Raw genomic sequence first — 17,339 nt, forward strand, 5'->3', positions numbered from 1 at the left:
TGTGTCCAGCAGCTTACTCGAATGGGTGGCGCAGCACGATCGTTTCTTCACGATCGGGACCGGTCGAAACCATGTCCACCGGCACGCCGACGAGTTCTTCGATGCGCTTGATGTAAGCGCGCGCCGTCGCAGGCAAGGCCGCCAGCGATTTCGCGCCGACAGTGCTTTCCGTCCAGCCTGGCATTTCTTCGTAGATCGGCTCGCAGCGGGCTGCGTCTTCGGCGCCAACCGGGAAGATGTCGACGATCTTGCCATCGAGCTTGTAGCCGGTGCACAGCTTCAGGGTTTCCAGGCCGTCCAGCACGTCCAGCTTGGTCAGGCACATGCCCGACACGCCATTGATCTGCACGGAGCGGCGCAGCAAGGCGGCGTCGAACCAGCCGCAGCGGCGGGCGCGGCCCGTCACGGTGCCGAATTCATGGCCGACTTTGGCCAGGTGCAGACCCACGCCAGCGTCCGTAGGCAGTTCCGACGGGAACGGGCCGGAGCCGACGCGCGTCGTGTAAGCCTTGGTGATGCCCAGGATGTAGTGCAGCATGCCAGGACCGACGCCCGAACCGGCGGAGGCATTGCCTGCCACGCAGTTCGACGAGGTAACGAACGGATAGGTGCCGTGGTCGACGTCGAGCAGGGAACCCTGCGCGCCTTCGAACAGCAGGTTGGCGCCGGCCTTGTGCGCTGCATACAGCGCGCTCGACACGTCGGCGACCATCGGACGCAGGCGCGGCACATAGGCCAGCGCGTCGTCGAGGGTCTTCTGATAATCGACTTTCGGCGCCTTCAGGTAGTTTTCCAGCACGAAGTTGTGGTAATCGAGATTTTCCGCCAGCTTTTCAGCGAAGCGCGTCTCGTTCAGCAGGTCGGCGATACGGATCGCGCGGCGTGCCACTTTATCTTCGTAGGCCGGGCCGATGCCCTTGCCCGTCGTGCCGATCTTGGCCGCGCCGCGTGCCGCTTCGCGGGCTGCGTCAAGTGCCGAGTGGTAAGGCAGGATGACTGGCGAGGCTTCGGAGATTTTCAGGCGCGAAGCGACTTCGACACCGACAGCTTCGAGCTTGTCGATTTCGCGCAGCACGTCCGGTACCGAAACGACCACACCGTTACCGATGTAGCAGGCGACGCCGGCGCGCATGATACCCGAAGGGATCAGTTGCAACGCGGTCTTGACGCCGCCGATGACCAGCGTGTGGCCTGCATTGTGGCCGCCCTGGAAGCGCACCACACCCTGGGCGTGATCGGTCAACCAATCGACGATCTTGCCTTTACCCTCATCGCCCCATTGGGTGCCGATGACAACGACGTTCTTTGCCATAATTTTCTTTGACATCACTCAACCTAAGTTTTTAAGAATCCAGCTACTACCATTATCGGCAAGTACCAGCACGCGATCGCACTCGAACTCGTCTTGTTCATTACTGTGACCCGGCATACTCTGGATCACGACCTCGCCCGCCTTGCGCAACTCGGCGATTTTTTCCTTCAATTCTGGCGCGCTGCCCCACGGCGCGCGGATCGAATGCTTCCGTTCCGCGGTCGGCAACAGACGCGCCAGTTCGCGCAAATCGAGCGAGAAGCCGGTCGCGGGACGAGCCCGGCCGAACGCTTCGCCGACGTGGTCATAACGGCCGCCGCGCGCAACCGCGTTCGGCAAGCCAGGTACATACAGCGCGAACATCGCGCCACTTTCATATTGGTAGCCGCGCAGGTCGGCCAGGTCAATCGCCACTTCGGCGCGGCCCAAAGCGGATCCGGCCAGCGCGGCCAGTTCGGCCAGCGCCTTCAGCACGCCCGGCAACGGCGGCAGCACTTGGCGCGCACGCGCCAGCACGTCGATGTCGCCGTACAGGTTCGGCAAGGCCAGCAGCGCATCGCGCGTGACGGGATCGTAGGCGGCGGTCAGCGCACGCAGGCCCGGCGCATCTTTCGCGCGCAGCAAGGCGTACAGCGCAGCCTCGTCGCGCACGGCAGCGGCGTCTTGCGCAATGATAGCGCGCAACAGGCCAACGTGCGACAAATCCAGGCGCACGCTATCGAAACCGGCCAGTGCCAGCGAAGCGAGCGCCAGTTCCTGGATTTCGGCGTCCGCTTCCAGGCCGGCGTGGCCATAGATTTCGGCGCCGATCTGCAGCGGTTCGCGGGTGGCGTGCAGACCCGATGGACGGGTATGCAGCACGCTGCCGGCATAGCACAGGCGGGTCACGGTGGCACGGTTCAGCAAATGCGCGTCGATGCGCGCCACTTGCGTCGTCATGTCGGCACGCAGGCCGAGCATGCGGCCCGACAGCTGGTCGACCAGTTTAAACGTGCGCAGGTCGGTATCCTTGCCAGCGCCGGTCATCAGCGATTCCAGATACTCGAGCAGCGGCGGCATCACCAGTTCATATCCGTACAGACGGAAATTATCCAGCATGAGGCGGCGCAGCTCTTCGATCTTGCGCGCTTCCGACGGCAGAACATCGGCAATATTTTCGGGCAAAAGCCAATTCGGCATGAGGGAGCGAGATACGGAAGAAAGTTGAAAAAATGCATCATGCGAGGCAGCGGCGAGCGCGCCAGGCAAGAGGCCGAACCTGATATTTTACGCGAAAACACGGGCCTTTAGGGACAAGTTCTCCGAATAGCTGCCACACAGCCCTAAAAACACCGCATTTTACGCCTTCCCGCAACAGCTTCGCGGGCACAAAAAAACGGGGCCGGCGTCGATGCCGGCCCCGCTGCTGCTGCCCCCGTCCTTGCGGCCAGGTGCAGTCTCGATGCCGCCTTACTTCTTGGACGGAGCGGCCGTGCCGTTACCCTTGAAGTACTTGAAGAATTCCGAACTCGGATCGACCAACATCACGTCGCCCTTGTCCTTGAAGGTGGCGCGGTAGGCTTCCAGGCTACGGTAAAACTTGTAGAACTCCGGATTCCGGCCAAACGCTTCCGCATAGATCTGCGATGCCTTGGCGTCGCCCTCGCCGCGGATCTTCTCGGCTTCGCGGTACGCTTCGGCCAGGATCACCGTGCGCTGCTTGTCGGCGTCGGCGCGGATCTTCTCGGAATCGGCCGAACCGGTCGAACGCAACTCATTGGCCACGCGCACGCGCTCAGACTTCATGCGCTCATACACCGAGTTGTTGATCTGCTCGACGTAATCGACGCGTTTCAGGCGCACATCGACGATGCCCACCCCGATGGCCTCGGCCTCGGCCGCCACCTTGGTCTTGATCGCCTGCATTACCTTGCCGCGTTCGCCCGAGATCACTTCGCGCACCGTGCGCTTGGTGATTTCATCGTTCAGGGCAGCCTTGACGATTTGCGACATGCGGTTGCGGGCGCGGCTTTCATCGCCGCCGAAGCTGCGGAAATAGGTCTTCGGATTGACGATGCGCCACTTCACATACGCGTCAACGAGGATGTTCTTCTTCTCGGCCGTGATGAAGCGCTCCGGCTCCGGCGTGTCGAGCGTCAGGATGCGCTTATCCAGGTAGATGACGTTCTGGAACGGCGGCGGCAGCTTGAAGTACAAGCCTGGCTTGCTGATCTCGTCCTTGACTTCACCGAGGGCGAAGACGATGGCGTATTTACGCTGATCGACCACGAACACCGTCGAGGAAAGGAGCATGATCGCGATAAAGCCCGCGATCAGGGCGGCAACGATACGGTTCATTAGCGGCTCTCCCGTTCACGCGAAGAGCGGCTGTCGCGACGCTGGTTGACTTCTACTGTCTGCATGGCTTCCTGTGGCATTACGGTGTTGGCTGCGGGTGCGGCCGCTGCGGCGCGCGCTGCTGCGGCCGAGGCGTCCGACGCCGCCTGCTGGGCGATCAACTTGTCGAGCGGCAGATACAGCAGATTGCTGCCCGTCTTGGCGTCAACCATGACCTTGCTGGCACTGCTGAACACTTGCTGCATCGTTTCCAGGTACATGCGGTCGCGCGTGACGGCCGGCGCCTTCTGGTATTCGGCCAGCACCTGCTTGAAGCGCGACGCATTACCTTCGGAGTTCTCGGTCACCATGGCCCGGTAGGCCTCGGCTTCCTGCACCAGGCGGAATGCTGCGCCGCGTGCTTTCGGAATGACGTCATTGGCGTAGGCCTGGCCTTCATTCTTCTGGCGCTCACGGTCCTGGCCTGCCTTGACGGCATCGTCGAAGGCGGCTTGCACCTGCTCCGGCGGCTGCACGGCCTGCATCGTCACGTTGTTAATCAACACGCCAGCCTTGTAACCTTCAAGAATCTGCTGCATCAATTTTTGCGTGTCAAAAGCCACTTTTTCGCGGCCTTCATACAGCACGAAGTCCATCTTGCTGCGGCCGACCACTTCGCGGATCGCCGTCTCGGCGACTTGGCGCAAGGTGTCTTCCTGGTCGCGCACGCTGAACAGCCATTCCACCGGATCTTTCAGCGTGTACTGCACCGCGAACTGGATGTCGATGATGTTTTCATCGTCCGTCAGCATCAGCGACTCGCTGGCCTGCTTGTTGCGCAGCGAAGTGCGATAACCGACTTCCACCGTGCGCACCTGCGACACATTGACGGTTTCATCGGTCTGGAACGGATACGGCCAGCGCCAGTTGAGACCGGCCGGCGCCGTGCGCGTGTATTGGCCAAACGTCAGCACCACGCCGCTCTGCCCCTCTTGCACGATGAAGGCGCCGCTGGCGAGCCAGATGAAGACGGCGATCACGCCGACCACGCCGGCGGTGATGCCTGCACCCTTCATGTCGGGACGCGGGCCGTTGCCGCCGCCATTGTTGTTACCGCCGTTGTCGGGACGGTTCTTCTGTCCGAAAAAGGCGTTCAGGCGCTGATTGAAATCGCGCCACAACTGATCGAGGTCCGGCGGACCTTCGCCGGGCTTTTTGCCTTCTTGGGCTTTCTTGCCGTCGTCCTTGCGATTGCCCCAGCGGGGATCGTTCAGGGACAACTTCAAGCCTGTTTTTTTGAGTAGGGAGACAAGCATAACTATCGTGTTCCGACTTGGGAGTGGGTGGAAATCCTATCGTCCTCGCCAGGCTCTTCGTCCTGGTCCGGGGCGGCGCCATCGTGCTGGTCGTACTGACCGTCCAACTGATCTTCCTGCGGTGCTGCGTCGTTCTGATACAGGTGGGCCGAACGGGGCGCCTTCCTGGCCATCTCGACAATCGCATCGCGCAGCAGGTCGAGACCGCTGCCCTTCTGCGCACTGACGAAGACGCGACTGATCGTAGCATATTCATCGCGCTCCACCGATGGCTCCAGCCCGGCCGCATCGATCTTGTTCCACACGAGAATCTGCGGAATGTGATCGGCGCCGATCTCTTTCAAGACCAGGTTGACCTGCTCGATCTGCTCCATGCGCACCGGCGACGCAGCGTCGACGACGTGCAGCAGCAAATCGGCATGAATGGTTTCTTCGAGCGTGGCGCGGAAAGCGGCCACCAGTTGATGCGGCAATTCGCGCACGAAGCCGACCGTGTCGGAGATCACCACATTGCCCACTTCCTGACCCAGGTAAACCCGGCGCGAGGTGGTGTCCAGGGTGGCGAACAACTGGTCGGCAACATACACGCCGGCCTTGGTCACGGCATTGAACAGGGTCGACTTGCCGGCATTGGTATAGCCGACCAGGGACACCGAAAATGTGTGATTGCGGCCGCGCGCGCGGCGCTGCGTTTCGCGCTGCTTGTGCAGCTTTTCCAGGCGGGCGCGCAAGGCCTTGACGCGGTCACCGATCAGCCGGCGGTCGGTCTCGAGCTGCGTCTCGCCGGGGCCGCGCAAGCCGATACCGCCCTTTTGCCGCTCAAGGTGGGTCCAGCCGCGGATCAGGCGCGTGGCCAGATGCTGCAACTGGGCCAGCTCGACTTGCAGCTTGCCCTCGTGGCTCTTGGCGCGCTGCGCGAAGATATCGAGGATCAGGCTGGTACGGTCGAGCACCCGCACATTCAGGCGCTTTTCCAGATTGCGCTGCTGCGCAGGTGACAGGGCGTGATTGAAGATGACGATTTCCAGGCCATCGTTGACGACGATGTCGCCAATTTCATCGGCCTTGCCGCTACCGACGAAATACGCGGAATCGGGACTGGAACGCTTGGCCGTGATGGTGGAAATCGGGTCCGCACCAGCCGAACGCGACAACAGCATGAGTTCCTCCATGCTGGCGGCGAAGTCGCTGTGACCGAAGTCAACCCCGACTAGTACGGCGCGCATGATGGCATCAGATAAGTTGCGGCGGACGCCGACGCCGATGCAAACGCATCAGCGCCGCTGGCGCGGACGGGGTCGATGGAGGGTGAAAGGCGCTGGGCCTTCAAGCTCAACTCTTTACTCCGCTTCAGATTCAATATTGAGATTGACGGCACGGGCCGGCACCACTGTCGAGATGGCATGCTTGTACACCATCTGTGTCACCGTATTGCGCAGCAATACGACATATTGATCGAACGATTCGATATGGCCCTGCAATTTAATGCCATTGACCAGGTAGATCGAGACAGGAACATGCTCTTTGCGTAATGCATTGAGGAATGGGTCTTGTAACAGTTGCCCTTTGTTGCTCATAACAGCTCCGTTGTTTATGTTGTTGTGTAAGAATTGGAGGCGACTCGCTTGATTTCAAGTGCTCTCACACCTTTCAAGGAGAGAAAGATGCGTCATAGCTACTGTAACCTGTTTTCACGATCGCTGTCGCGCATGGCGCATTAACACTTTCATTTCGTGCAAGAGCCGTCGAATTGGCTGTCGGCGCCGCATTATCTCTGCGGCGCCTTAATATGCACTTAATCCAGCTGTTAAATCATTACTTGCTTGGCGTGCGTGCAAACGGGTTTTTACCCGTGCGCAGTTCGATGCGCAGTGGCGTGCCGACCAGGGCAAACGTATCGCGGAAATGCTTTTCCAGATAACGCTTGTATGGATCGCCAACGGCGTCGAGCGCATTGCCGTGAATGACGATCACAGGCGGGTTCATGCCGCCCTGGTGAGCATAGCGCAGCTTCGGACGGATCGAGCCCTTGCGGCGTGGCTCCTGCTTCTCCACGGCCTCGATCAGGGCGCGCGTCAGTTTCGGCGTCGACAGGTCGCACATGGCGGCCGCATATGCGGCGTTGAGCGACTTCATCAGTGGAGCGATGTTGGTGCCCTTCAGCGCCGAAATGAAATGCATTTGCGCGAACGACAGGAAATCGAGCTTGCGGTCGATATCGATCTTGATCTCGTCGCGTTCGTGCGATTGCAAGCCATCCCATTTATTCACGGCCACCACCAGCGCGCGGCCCGATTCCAGGATGAAGCCGGCGATATGCGCGTCCTGTTCGGAAATATCCTGCTGCGCGTCAAGCATCAGCACCACCACGTTGGCTTCGGAAATCGATTGCAGGGTTTTCACCACCGAGAATTTCTCGATCGCTTCAAATACCTTGCCGCGGCGGCGGATACCGGCCGTGTCGATCAGCGTGTATTGCTGGCCATCGCGCTCGAACGGAATTTCGATCGAGTCGCGCGTCGTGCCCGGCATGTCGAAGGCGATCACGCGCTCTTCGCCCAGCAGGGTGTTGATGAGCGTCGACTTGCCCACGTTCGGACGGCCGACGAGGGCAATCTTGATACCGCGGTCGGTCTTTTCCAGCTCTTCAGGCTCATCCGGACGCTGCGCGAAGGCCAGGTCCAGCATCACTTCGACGAGGTCGTTGACGCCGTCGCCGTGCGCCGACGAGATCGCATACGGATCGCCCATGCCCAATTCATAGAATTCGGACACGACGGCCGTATAGCGCATGCCTTCGCTTTTATTGACCACCAACAAGACCGGGCGACCGCTCTTGCGCAGGAAGTCAACGATGGTCTTGTCATGCGGGGTCAGGCCTTGGCGGCCGTCCACGATGAAGACCACCACGTCGGCCTCGGCCACGGCCTGCTTGGTCTGCAGTGCCATCTGGTGCATGATGCCTTCCTTGGCGACGGGTTCGAAACCACCCGTATCGATGACCAGGAAGGGACGTTCGCCGACACGGCCTTCGCCATAGTGACGATCGCGCGTCAACCCAGGCAAATCCGCCACCAGCGCATCGCGCGAGCGGGTCAGACGATTGAATAAAGTCGATTTCCCAACATTGGGTCGACCTACTAGTGCAATTACCGGCTTCATTGTATTACTCGACCGCGAGAGCGGTCACTGTCCCTGATTGGGTTTGAAAAATCAAATTCGAACCTGCCACAACGGGAGCCGAAACAATCGGACTACCGTCGGTGCTGACCCGACCTATTAATGCGCCATCTTCCCGTGACAGGAAGTGGATATAACCTTGATAGTCACCGACGGCGACGCTGCGGCCGAAGGAGGCCGGCGTCGACAGGCGGCGGCGCGCCAGCGCCTCATTCTTCCAGGCGCTCTGGCCGCCTTCGCGGCTGAACGCCAGCACGGCGCCCTGGGCGTCGGCGGCAAACACGAAACGCTGGTCGACGGCCACGCCCACATCGGACGAGATCGGCTTGGTCCAGCGCGGCACGCCCGTGGCGGCATCGAAGCAGCCCGCCTTGCCCTGGTACGTGACGGCGCACACTTCGCCTTCGAACACGACCGGCGTGCCGGCGATGTCGGAGACGCGCTCCAGTTCAGTGGCGCCGCGCGGTTCGCTGACGACGATCTCCCAGCGTACCACACCGGTGGCGGCCGTCAGTGCCAGCAGCTTGCCGCCCGGCTGGGCCACGTAGACATTTGCGCCGCCCAGCACCATGCCCGGCGCATTGCGCAGGGTCAGCGCCGGCGTGGCGCGCTGCACCGTCCACTTGCGCTCGCCCGTCTTGGCATCGAAGCCGACGATGCGGTTGTCCACGCTGCGCACCACGACCACGCCCTGTCCCACGACAGGCGGGGTCAGCACTTCGCTGGACGCCTGAGCCTTCCACAATTGCTTGCCATCGGCATCAAACGCCAGCACGGCGCCCTTGGCAGCGCCCACGGCCACCAGCGTGCCATCGCTACCGGCGCTGGAAGTGATGTCGCTGCCGGCCTTGATGCGCCACGTTTCACGGCCGCTGGCCGCATCCAGGCGCGCCAGCGCGCCATCGGCATTGACCACGTACAGGCTGTTACCGGCCAGCGCAGGCGTAAACGCGTACACGCCGGCCTTGCCGATCGAATACTTCCAGGCGTCGCGTACGGCAATGCTCGATTTTAACTCGACCAGCTTGGCCGGTTCGACTTTCGGGTCTTTCGAGGCAAACGGGTTCCAGGACGAGCAACCGGCCATCAGGGCCAACAGACTTGCAGCTACCAGCTTTTCAGTGACACGCATAAGTGTTATCCAACCTTTTTCTTGTACTTGTAAGGGCATGGCCGGCGGCGCACAACGCCGCATGGCCGCACCATCAGTGTTCCTGTCAGGCGGCGGCCTTGTCAGCCTTGGCCTTGTCTTCCGGTACCGTACCGCCAATCGCCTCCAGTTTGACCTGGATCAATTGACGGCCTGGATTGTTCTTGTCCGTCGCAGCCAGCGCGGCCAGGTAGGCCGTGCGTGCATCGGCCAGCTTGTTTTGCGCCACCAGGATATCGCCCTTGCGGTCGGCCACGGCGCCGGCAAATTGCGCCACGCTGGCCGTCGCCAGCACTTTCAACGCTTCATCGTAGGCTTTTTCGTCCAGCAGGACACCAGCCAGGCGCAGCTTGGCGATGGCCTTGTACTCTTCCGTGCCGTGCTCGGCCACCCATTGCAGCTGGGTCTTGGTCGTTTTCAGGTCATTCGCGTCAAACGCCACCTTGGCCGCGGCCAGGGCGCTCATCTGCGCATACGCAGTGCCGCTGAAACGCGACTGCATGTCGCCGGCCGCGCGCATCACCTTGGCGGTGTCCTTGGCGGTGATGGCGTTTTGCAGTTCGTCATACAGCTGGCCCGCTTGCGCAGCCTGCGTGCGCTGGTAGTATTGCCAGCCAGCCCAGCCGCTATAGCCTGCCAGCGCCACGATCAGGACCCAGGAGGTCAGATTGCCATTGCGCTGCCACCAGGCCTTGAGGGTTGCCAGTTGTTCTTGTTCTTCGTGATCGTATGCCATGGGTCGTCAGTTTTAATGAGTAGTTGATCGAGGGTAGTACGGTCTTGCTTCAAATCAATGGTGGTGATGCACGTGACCACCAGGACCGTGGTCGTGGCCGCAATCGTGGTCACCGATGATCTGGTCCACCACGTAATCGACGACATCGTCGAACGGTACCGTGTTCTGCTGCGCGCCAGCATCGGCTTCGCGCATGGCTTTCACCGTAGCGACATTGTTGGCGATTTCATCGTCGCCCATGATCACGGCAAACGCCGCGCCGCTGGCATCGGCCTTTTTCATTTGTGTCTTGAAGCTGCCGCCACCGTTGCTCGCTGCGCAATGTAGCACAACGTCGAGGCCAGCATCGCGAATCCGCTCGGCCAGCACGAAGGCTTGCAAGCCGGCCTGCTCGCCCTGGTGCACCAGGTACACGTCGCACTGGGCCGGCGCTTCCGGTTCAGCCGCATCCTTCATCAGCAGCACCAGGCGCTCGACGCCCATGCCGAAACCGACGGCTGGCGTCGATTTGCCACCGAACATTTCCACCATGCCATCATAGCGGCCACCGGCGCAGACCGTGCCTTGCGCACCCAGCTTGTCGCTAACCCACTCGAACACCGTGCGGTTGTAGTAATCAAGGCCGCGCACCAGGCGTGGATTGATGGTGAACGGAATATTATTGTGGTTCAAGATCTTCTGCACGCCGTGGAAGTGGGCCAGCGATTCCTCACCCAGGTAGTCCAGCAATTTCGGTGCGCCATTGACCAGGTCCTGCATGGCAGGATTCTTGGTATCGAGGATGCGCAACGGATTGCTGTGCAGGCGGCGCTTGGCCTCCTCGTCGAGCAGCTCGCTGTGGCTTTCCAGATAGGTGATCAGGTCGGCGCGGTGGCGCAGGCGCTCGTCCGCGTCGCCGATCGAGTTCAGCTCCAGGCGGATGCCTTCCAGGCCCAGGTCATCCCACAGGCGGCGCGACAGCATGATGATCTCGGCGTCGATATCCGGGCCCGCAAATCCAATGGCTTCCACGCCGAACTGGTGGAACTGGCGGTAGCGGCCTTTTTGCGGGCGCTCATGGCGAAACATCTGGCCCTTGTACCACAGGCGTTTCGGACCTTCGTAGACGAGGTTGTGCTCGACCACGGCGCGCACCACGCCGGCCGTGCCTTCCGGGCGCAGGGTCAGGTTGTCGCCGTTCATCGAATCGGTGAACGAATACATTTCCTTTTCCACGATATCGGTCACGGCGCCGATGGCGCGCGCGAACAATTTCGTTTCTTCCACGATTGGCGTGCGGATTTGCTGGAAGCCGTAGCTTTGCAGCACGGATTGCGCCGTATTTTCAAACAATTCCCACAGCGGGGCGTCGACCGGCAGGATATCGTTCATGCCTTTGACTGCAGTAATCTTGTCGAGCTTTTTATTTTCGGACATAGTGTTCTTCTTTACTTTTTTATCGGATCAGGCTCAGACGGCAACCGCATTTCCGTAGTGACTCTGTACATACTTCAAGACGATGTCCTGGAATTCCTCGACGATGCGTTCGCCGCGCAGGGTGACGACTTTCTCGCCGTCCACAAAAACAGGCGCGGCCGGCGACTCACCCGTGCCGGGCAGGCTGATGCCGATGTTCGCATGCTTCGATTCACCGGGACCGTTGACGATGCAGCCCATGACGGCCACGTTCATCGCTTCCACGCCCGGATATGATTTCTTCCATTCAGGCATCTGCTCGCGCAGATACGTCTGGATGTTGTCGGCCAGTTCCTGGAAGGTGGTCGACGTCGTGCGGCCACAGCCGGGGCAGGCGATCACCATGGGCGCGAACTTGCGCAAGCCCATGGTTTGCAAAATTTCCTGGCCGACGATGACTTCGCGCGTGCGGTCGCCGCCCGGCTCGGGCGTGAGCGAAATGCGGATGGTGTCGCCGATGCCCTCTTGCAGCAGCACGGACAGCGCCGCGGTGGACGCCACGATGCCCTTGCTGCCCATGCCCGCTTCCGTCAGGCCCAGGTGCAGCGGATAGTCGCAGCGCTGGGCCAGTTCGCGGTACACGGCGATCAAATCTTGCACGCCAGACACTTTGCACGACAGGATGATCTTGTCGCGGGCCAGGCCCAGCTCTTCGGCGCGCACGGCGTTTTCAATCGCCGACGTCACCAGCGCTTCGTACATGACGGCTTGCGCCGGCCACGGATCGCTGCGGCCCGCATTTTCATCCATGATGCGCGCCAGCAAGGCCTGATCCAGGCTGCCCCAGTTCACGCCGATGCGCACCGGCTTGTCGTACTTGCAAGCCGCTTCGATCATTTGCGCAAATTGCGTGTCGCGCTTGGCGCCCTTGCCCACATTGCCCGGATTGATGCGGTACTTCGACAGCGCGCGCGCGCAATCGGGGTAGTCGTTGAGCAGGGTATGGCCGTTGTAATGGAAGTCGCCCACCAGCGGCACGTCGATGCCCATCTTGTCGAGCTGCTCGCGAATGTAGGGCACGGCAGCAGCCGCTTCCGGACGGTCCACCGTCAGGCGCACCAGTTCCGAACCGGCACGCGCCAGTTCCTTGATCTGGATCGCCGTGCCGATGGCGTCGGCCGTATCCGTGTTCGTCATCGACTGCACCACCACGGGGGCGTCGCCGCCCACCCAGATCTGGCGCTGGCCGTGCGCGATCAGCACCTTGCGGCTGTCGCGCCGGCCGGATGGACCGGAGCCGATCGCTGTTTTCGAGGTAGCCATAATATTATCTTGTGAGTTTGCTTACTTAAACTTCTGGTTTAAACGTTACTTGATGCTGACGCGCGAAATCGTGCCGCCCGCAACGGTCGGCAAATCCAGCTTGGCGCCGCGCAAGGTTGCCTGCACGACACCCGGCTTGCCCACCACCAGGGTAGCCGGGCCCGTGATATCGAACGTTTCCGTGCTACCCGCCTTGACCATGCGCGAAATCAGCGGCGCGGCGCCAGGACGGCGAATCTCGATCCAGGAATCCTGCTCCACCTTCAACACCAGCGCATTCGAAACCACGGCCGCTGCCGGTGGCGTGACAGCCGCCGCTGCCGGCGTCGCGACTGGCGCGGCTATCGGCGCGGATGCGGACGGCGCACCCGTCTGCGTGTCGTTGCCTGGCGGCGGCGGCACGGAGATCAGGGGCACGGACGGCGTCTGCACGGGTGTCAAGTCCTGGCCCGGCTTGATCAGGGTCGTTTCCACGGGGCCCACGTCAGGATGCGCGGCTTCTTTTTCGGTGCGCGAGGATAGCAGGCTGGCCGGCACATAGCCCAGCTTGTATGCGCCAAAGGCGGCAGCCACGACCACGGCCACGGCACCGGCGATCCAGAGGGGCGTCTGGTTCGACGAACGCTGCGTCATCGACGGGAAGCGCGATTCGGAGAAGGTGGCGGAAATCTCGCGTCGCACGGGCGCGACAGCCGGGTCTTGCGCCGGCGCCGGATGCACTTCGATCATGGCCACCAGCGGCGCCGCGTCGAGCTTGACCACCTTGGCATAGGCGCGCACGAAACCGCGCACCACGGCCAGGTTCGGCAAAGCCGCCATGTCACCCTCCTCCAGCGCGATCACCTGGCGTGGCGCCAGCTTGAGCTGGTCTGCCACCTGTTCCACCGGCCAACCCAGCGCTTCGCGCTGCGCCTTCAACTGTGCGCCTGCCAACGCAAGATTGCCCTGGGGCTGCTGCTGAGGCGTTTCTGCCCACTCTGAATTCATTGGTATCCCTGTCTCACTCATCAAACGCCCCATTTTGATAAGCAGCATATTCGGGGGAGCCGGAATGGTGGTTGCGCAAATGCGCCCCCAGGCCAGCTTCCGCACCCGCATCCCCGAGCTTATGCTGCACCTTGATCCCGAGCCACAGCACATCGGCCGTCTGGCTCTCCATTGTTGCTATCTTACCGAGCCGCTGCCAATAATAAGCCGCCTGCCGGTAGTCTTGCTGTTGGTAATACACGCGCACCAGGCCGGCATTCGTTACTGCCACATCCGGTGCGATCCGTACCGCGCGCATCAAATACGCGCCGGCACGCGGGTAATCATGCAGGGCCAGGCTGCAAGCGCCCCCATTGTTGAGCGCTTTTTCCGGCGACACATACGCCGCATCTGCCAGCGCCGCATCGAAATACGCCAGCGATTGCGCGGCGCGTCCCGTCTGGCACAAAAACAGGCCGTAATTATTGCTCAACTCAGGATTGTGGGGCGCAAGGCGCAAAGCGTAAAGGAAATCTTTCTCGGCAGGCGCAGTTTGCCGCCGGGCTGCAAGGATCAGGGCGCGCACGCCGTAGGCTTGCGCATCGTTCGGCGCCAGCTGCACGGCTTGCTCAGCTTCCGCCAGGGCCACGTCGAGCTGGCCTTGCGCATAATACGCGCTGGCCAGCTGCAGGCGCAGCGCGGCGCGCTCATCGGCGCTTGCCTGCTTGTCCTGGCCAGGGGCCGCGACGCGGCTTGCGGAAGAAGCAGAAGCACAGCCGACCAGCAGCACAGCCAGGCAGACAGCGGCCACAGCGAGCGAGCGTTGGTAAGCCATGCCTTCCCTCATCAGGAGCGGATCTCCACGATCTTGCCGAAATTGGCGCCAAATTTCTGTTGATACTCAGTCATCTTTTCCATGCGTTCCTGCACCCGCGTGCGGTCCTTGACTTCGCCGGCCAGCTGGCCGCAAGCCGCATCGATATCGTCGCCGCGCGTCTTGCGCACGGTGGTGATGATGCCGCCGTCCATCAATACCTGGGCAAACGCCTTGATGCGCGGGTTTTTCGAGCGGAACAGGCCCGACTCGGGGAAAGGATTGAACGGGATCAGGTTGAACTTGCAGTTCACGCCGAACTCGCGGTCTTGCACCAGCGCCAGCAGTTCACGCGCGTGCTCGTCGCTGTCATTGACGCCATCGAGCATGCAGTATTCAAACGTAATGAAATCGCGCGGGGCGAATTCCAGGTAGCGTTTGCAGGCCGCCATCAATTCCTTCAGCGGGTATTTCTTGTTCAGTGGAATCAAACCATCGCGCAGCGCGTCGTTCGAGGCGTGCAGCGAGACGGCCAGGGCCACCGGCACTTCCTGCGACAGCTTGTCCATCATCGGCACCACGCCCGAGGTCGACAGCGTCACGCGGCGGCGCGACAGGCCGTAGGCATTGTCGTCGAGCATCAGTTTCAGTGCCGTGACGGTCGGTTCAAAGTTCAGCAGGGGCTCGCCCATGCCCATCATCACCACATTGGTGATCTGGCGCTCGCCTTTCGGGCCCGGCTCGATGCCCTTGGTGCGGCGCAATTCAAATTCGGCCATCCACAGCTGGCCAATGATCTCGCCCACGGACAAGTTGCGGTTGAAGCCTTGCTTGCCCGTCGAGCAGAAACGGCAGTTCACCGCGCAACCGGCCTGGGTCGAGATGCACAGGGTGCCGCGGTTTTCTTCCGGAATGAACACGGTTTCCACGGCATTGCCATTGCCCACGTCGACCAGCCACTTGCGCGTGCCATCCGTGGACGTGTGGTCGCTGATGATGGCCGGGGCGCGCACTTCGGCGCGCGTGGCCAGCTTGTCGCGCAGCGACTTGGCCAGGTCCGTCATGGCGTCGAAGTCGGAGGCTCCGAACTGATGTATCCAGCGTTGCAATTGTTTCGCACGAAACGGTTTCTCTCCCAACTCGGCGCAGTAGGCGATGAGTTGCGCGGGATCGAGGTCCAGCAAGTTGGTGAGGGTCGTCGTATTCATGATCATGTCTATTCTAAAAATCCGTCCCCGCGCGCATCAGGAGCTCAAAGCCACCACAGCGCAGCGGGAACAGGGGGTGATAAGTTATTTCACAGATAACGCCAGGAAATAACGTTATCTAAGGCAATTAAGCCTTCAGTTCTGGGAAGAAGTAAGCGATTTCCACTTTAGCAGCTTCGACAGCGTCGGAACCGTGTACGGCGTTAGCGTCGATCGAATCGGCGAAATCGGCGCGGATCGTGCCTTTTTCTGCTTTCTTCGGATCGGTTGCGCCCATCAGGTCACGGTGGGCCAGAACGGCGTTTTCGCCTTCCAGGGCTTGGATCATGACTGGACCGGAAACCATGAAGTCGACCAGATCCTTGAAGAAGCCGCGTTCTTTGTGCGCTGCGTAGAAGCCTTCAGCTTGTTCGCGCGACAGTTGGGTCATGCGTGCTGCAACGATTTTCAGGCCAGCGTTTTCAAAACGGGTGTAGATTTGACCGATTACGTTTTTTGCAACTGCGTCTGGTTTGATGATCGACAGGGTGCGTTCGATTGCCATGTGTGAAAACTCCAATAAAAAGTAAGGTTTAAAACGGTAAATTGATAACTCAATCAACCTTTGATTTTACCATACTCCACCCCATATCACCCAGGCAGGCAGGTGGACTCTTCTGCCCCTGCCTGAGTTTAATTAAATCTTAAGCTGGTTTTTTTGCAAAAACCGGGGTCCATGCTATCCTTGGGCAAAGTAGTAATTTGAATTGACAACACGGAGGCACTATGAATCAGAACATGCAACGCACCTTTGACCTGTCGGGGGGCATGCAGCAAGTCCGCCACCAGGTCTTGCGCAACACTTACTGGCTGCTGGCACTGTCCATGATACCGACCGTGCTGGGCGCCTTCATCGGCGTGCAAATGCATTTGCCGATGCTGACCGGCGGCATGGGCTTCATCATCTTCATGGCCGTCGCTTTCGGCTTCATGTACGCGATTGAAAAAACCAAGAATTCGGGCCTCGGCGTCGCCGTCCTGCTGGGCTTTACCTTCTTCATGGGCCTGATGCTCACGCCTATCCTGACGCGCACGCTCGGTTACTCGAACGGCGGCATGCTGATCATGACGGCATTCGGCGGCACGGCCACCATCCTGGCCGTGATGGCGACCATCGCCACGGTGTCGAAGCGCGACTTCTCGGCCATGGGCAAATGGCTGTTCGCCGGCGTGATCGTGCTGATCCTGGCATCGGTGGCAAACATTTTCCTGGGCCTGTCGGCACTGTCGATCGTGATCTCCATGGTCGCCATCGCCATCTTCTCGGCCTACATCCTGTATGACGTGCAGCAAATCATCAACGGCGGCGAGACCAACTACATCTCGGCCACCTTGCGCATCTACCTGGACGTGTACAACATCTTCACCAGCCTGCTCTCTTTGCTGGGCTTCGCCGGCGGCAGCCGCGACTAATCCCTACGATTAGGAAAGCAAAAAGCCGACCCTCGGGTCTAATGCCGTTCAGTCAAGACTGAACGGCATTTTTATTTTCCGGCTTGTAAACGTCAGAAGAGCCTGTTAACCTGCGATACATGCTTGATGACGCGATGCATTTTTTGACAGAACACCAAGAGGCGCCTAATT

The 17,339-nt window shown here is 60.8% G+C and carries 16 protein-coding genes; 1 reads left to right on the plus strand and 15 read right to left on the minus strand.

The window, feature by feature from the left end; all coding sequences use genetic code 11:
- Positions 1 to 13: 13 nt before the first annotated feature.
- The 15 genes from ACQ4W0_RS12395 to ndk form a co-directional block, all read right to left on the minus strand.
- Positions 14 to 1,327, minus strand: a complete 1,314-nt coding sequence (locus ACQ4W0_RS12395; RefSeq protein ID WP_436576975.1) for an adenylosuccinate synthase — start codon at positions 1,325 to 1,327, stop codon at positions 14 to 16.
- Positions 1,328 to 1,330: 3 nt separating this feature from the next.
- Positions 1,331 to 2,491 carry an ATP phosphoribosyltransferase regulatory subunit gene (locus ACQ4W0_RS12400; protein WP_436576976.1) on the minus strand — a complete coding sequence of 387 codons (1,161 nt, stop codon included), beginning with the start codon at positions 2,489 to 2,491 and terminating at the stop codon, positions 1,331 to 1,333.
- A 270-nt stretch (positions 2,492 to 2,761) separates the two neighbouring features.
- Positions 2,762 to 3,649, minus strand: coding sequence for a protease modulator HflC (gene hflC, locus ACQ4W0_RS12405; protein WP_436576977.1), 888 nt, complete (start codon positions 3,647 to 3,649; stop codon positions 2,762 to 2,764).
- Positions 3,649 to 4,944, minus strand: coding sequence for an FtsH protease activity modulator HflK (hflK, locus tag ACQ4W0_RS12410; protein WP_436576978.1), 1,296 nt, complete (start codon positions 4,942 to 4,944; stop codon positions 3,649 to 3,651). The genes hflC and hflK overlap by 1 nt, the downstream gene beginning before the upstream one ends.
- A gap of 2 nt (positions 4,945 to 4,946) precedes the next feature.
- Entirely contained in the window at positions 4,947 to 6,170 is a 1,224-nt protein-coding gene (gene hflX, locus ACQ4W0_RS12415; RefSeq protein WP_219888694.1) for a GTPase HflX, read from the minus strand.
- A gap of 114 nt (positions 6,171 to 6,284) precedes the next feature.
- Positions 6,285 to 6,521, minus strand: a complete 237-nt coding sequence (gene hfq, locus ACQ4W0_RS12420) for an RNA chaperone Hfq (RefSeq protein WP_008450615.1) — start codon at positions 6,519 to 6,521, stop codon at positions 6,285 to 6,287.
- A 238-nt stretch (positions 6,522 to 6,759) separates the two neighbouring features.
- Positions 6,760 to 8,106 carry a ribosome biogenesis GTPase Der gene (gene der / locus ACQ4W0_RS12425; RefSeq protein ID WP_010399874.1) on the minus strand — a complete coding sequence of 449 codons (1,347 nt, stop codon included), beginning with the start codon at positions 8,104 to 8,106 and terminating at the stop codon, positions 6,760 to 6,762.
- Positions 8,107 to 8,110: 4 nt separating this feature from the next.
- On the minus strand, positions 8,111 to 9,256 hold the full coding sequence (gene bamB, locus ACQ4W0_RS12430; RefSeq protein ID WP_436576979.1) for an outer membrane protein assembly factor BamB: 1,146 nt from the start codon (positions 9,254 to 9,256) through the stop codon (positions 8,111 to 8,113).
- An 85-nt stretch (positions 9,257 to 9,341) separates the two neighbouring features.
- Entirely contained in the window at positions 9,342 to 10,010 is a 669-nt protein-coding gene (locus ACQ4W0_RS12435) for a tetratricopeptide repeat protein (RefSeq protein WP_436576980.1), read from the minus strand.
- A gap of 54 nt (positions 10,011 to 10,064) precedes the next feature.
- The gene (gene hisS, locus ACQ4W0_RS12440; RefSeq protein ID WP_436576981.1) at positions 10,065 to 11,426 is read right to left on the minus strand and encodes a histidine--tRNA ligase; all 1,362 of its coding nucleotides are present in this window, start codon (positions 11,424 to 11,426) and stop codon (positions 10,065 to 10,067) included.
- Positions 11,427 to 11,459: 33 nt separating this feature from the next.
- Positions 11,460 to 12,728 carry a flavodoxin-dependent (E)-4-hydroxy-3-methylbut-2-enyl-diphosphate synthase gene (gene ispG, locus ACQ4W0_RS12445; RefSeq protein WP_436576982.1) on the minus strand — a complete coding sequence of 423 codons (1,269 nt, stop codon included), beginning with the start codon at positions 12,726 to 12,728 and terminating at the stop codon, positions 11,460 to 11,462.
- A gap of 45 nt (positions 12,729 to 12,773) precedes the next feature.
- Entirely contained in the window at positions 12,774 to 13,715 is a 942-nt protein-coding gene (locus ACQ4W0_RS12450; protein ID WP_436576983.1) for a RodZ domain-containing protein, read from the minus strand.
- Positions 13,716 to 13,728: 13 nt separating this feature from the next.
- Positions 13,729 to 14,529: a type IV pilus biogenesis/stability protein PilW gene (gene pilW, locus ACQ4W0_RS12455; RefSeq protein WP_436576984.1), complete on the minus strand. Its 801-nt coding sequence runs from the start codon at positions 14,527 to 14,529 to the stop codon at positions 13,729 to 13,731.
- 11 nt (positions 14,530 to 14,540) lie between these two features.
- A complete protein-coding gene (rlmN, locus tag ACQ4W0_RS12460; RefSeq protein ID WP_034752035.1) occupies positions 14,541 to 15,716 on the minus strand; it encodes a dual-specificity RNA methyltransferase RlmN in 1,176 nt (391 codons plus the stop codon).
- Positions 15,717 to 15,843: 127 nt separating this feature from the next.
- Positions 15,844 to 16,260: a nucleoside-diphosphate kinase gene (gene ndk, locus ACQ4W0_RS12465; protein ID WP_070223377.1), complete on the minus strand. Its 417-nt coding sequence runs from the start codon at positions 16,258 to 16,260 to the stop codon at positions 15,844 to 15,846.
- 221 nt (positions 16,261 to 16,481) lie between these two features.
- Between ndk and ACQ4W0_RS12470 the strand changes: the two genes are divergently transcribed.
- On the plus strand, positions 16,482 to 17,168 hold the full coding sequence (locus ACQ4W0_RS12470; protein ID WP_034752039.1) for a Bax inhibitor-1/YccA family protein: 687 nt from the start codon (positions 16,482 to 16,484) through the stop codon (positions 17,166 to 17,168).
- Positions 17,169 to 17,339 lie beyond the last annotated feature (171 nt).

It is taken from the genome of Janthinobacterium breve, from assembly GCF_051380895.1.
GTDB lineage: Bacteria > Pseudomonadota > Gammaproteobacteria > Burkholderiales > Burkholderiaceae_D > Janthinobacterium.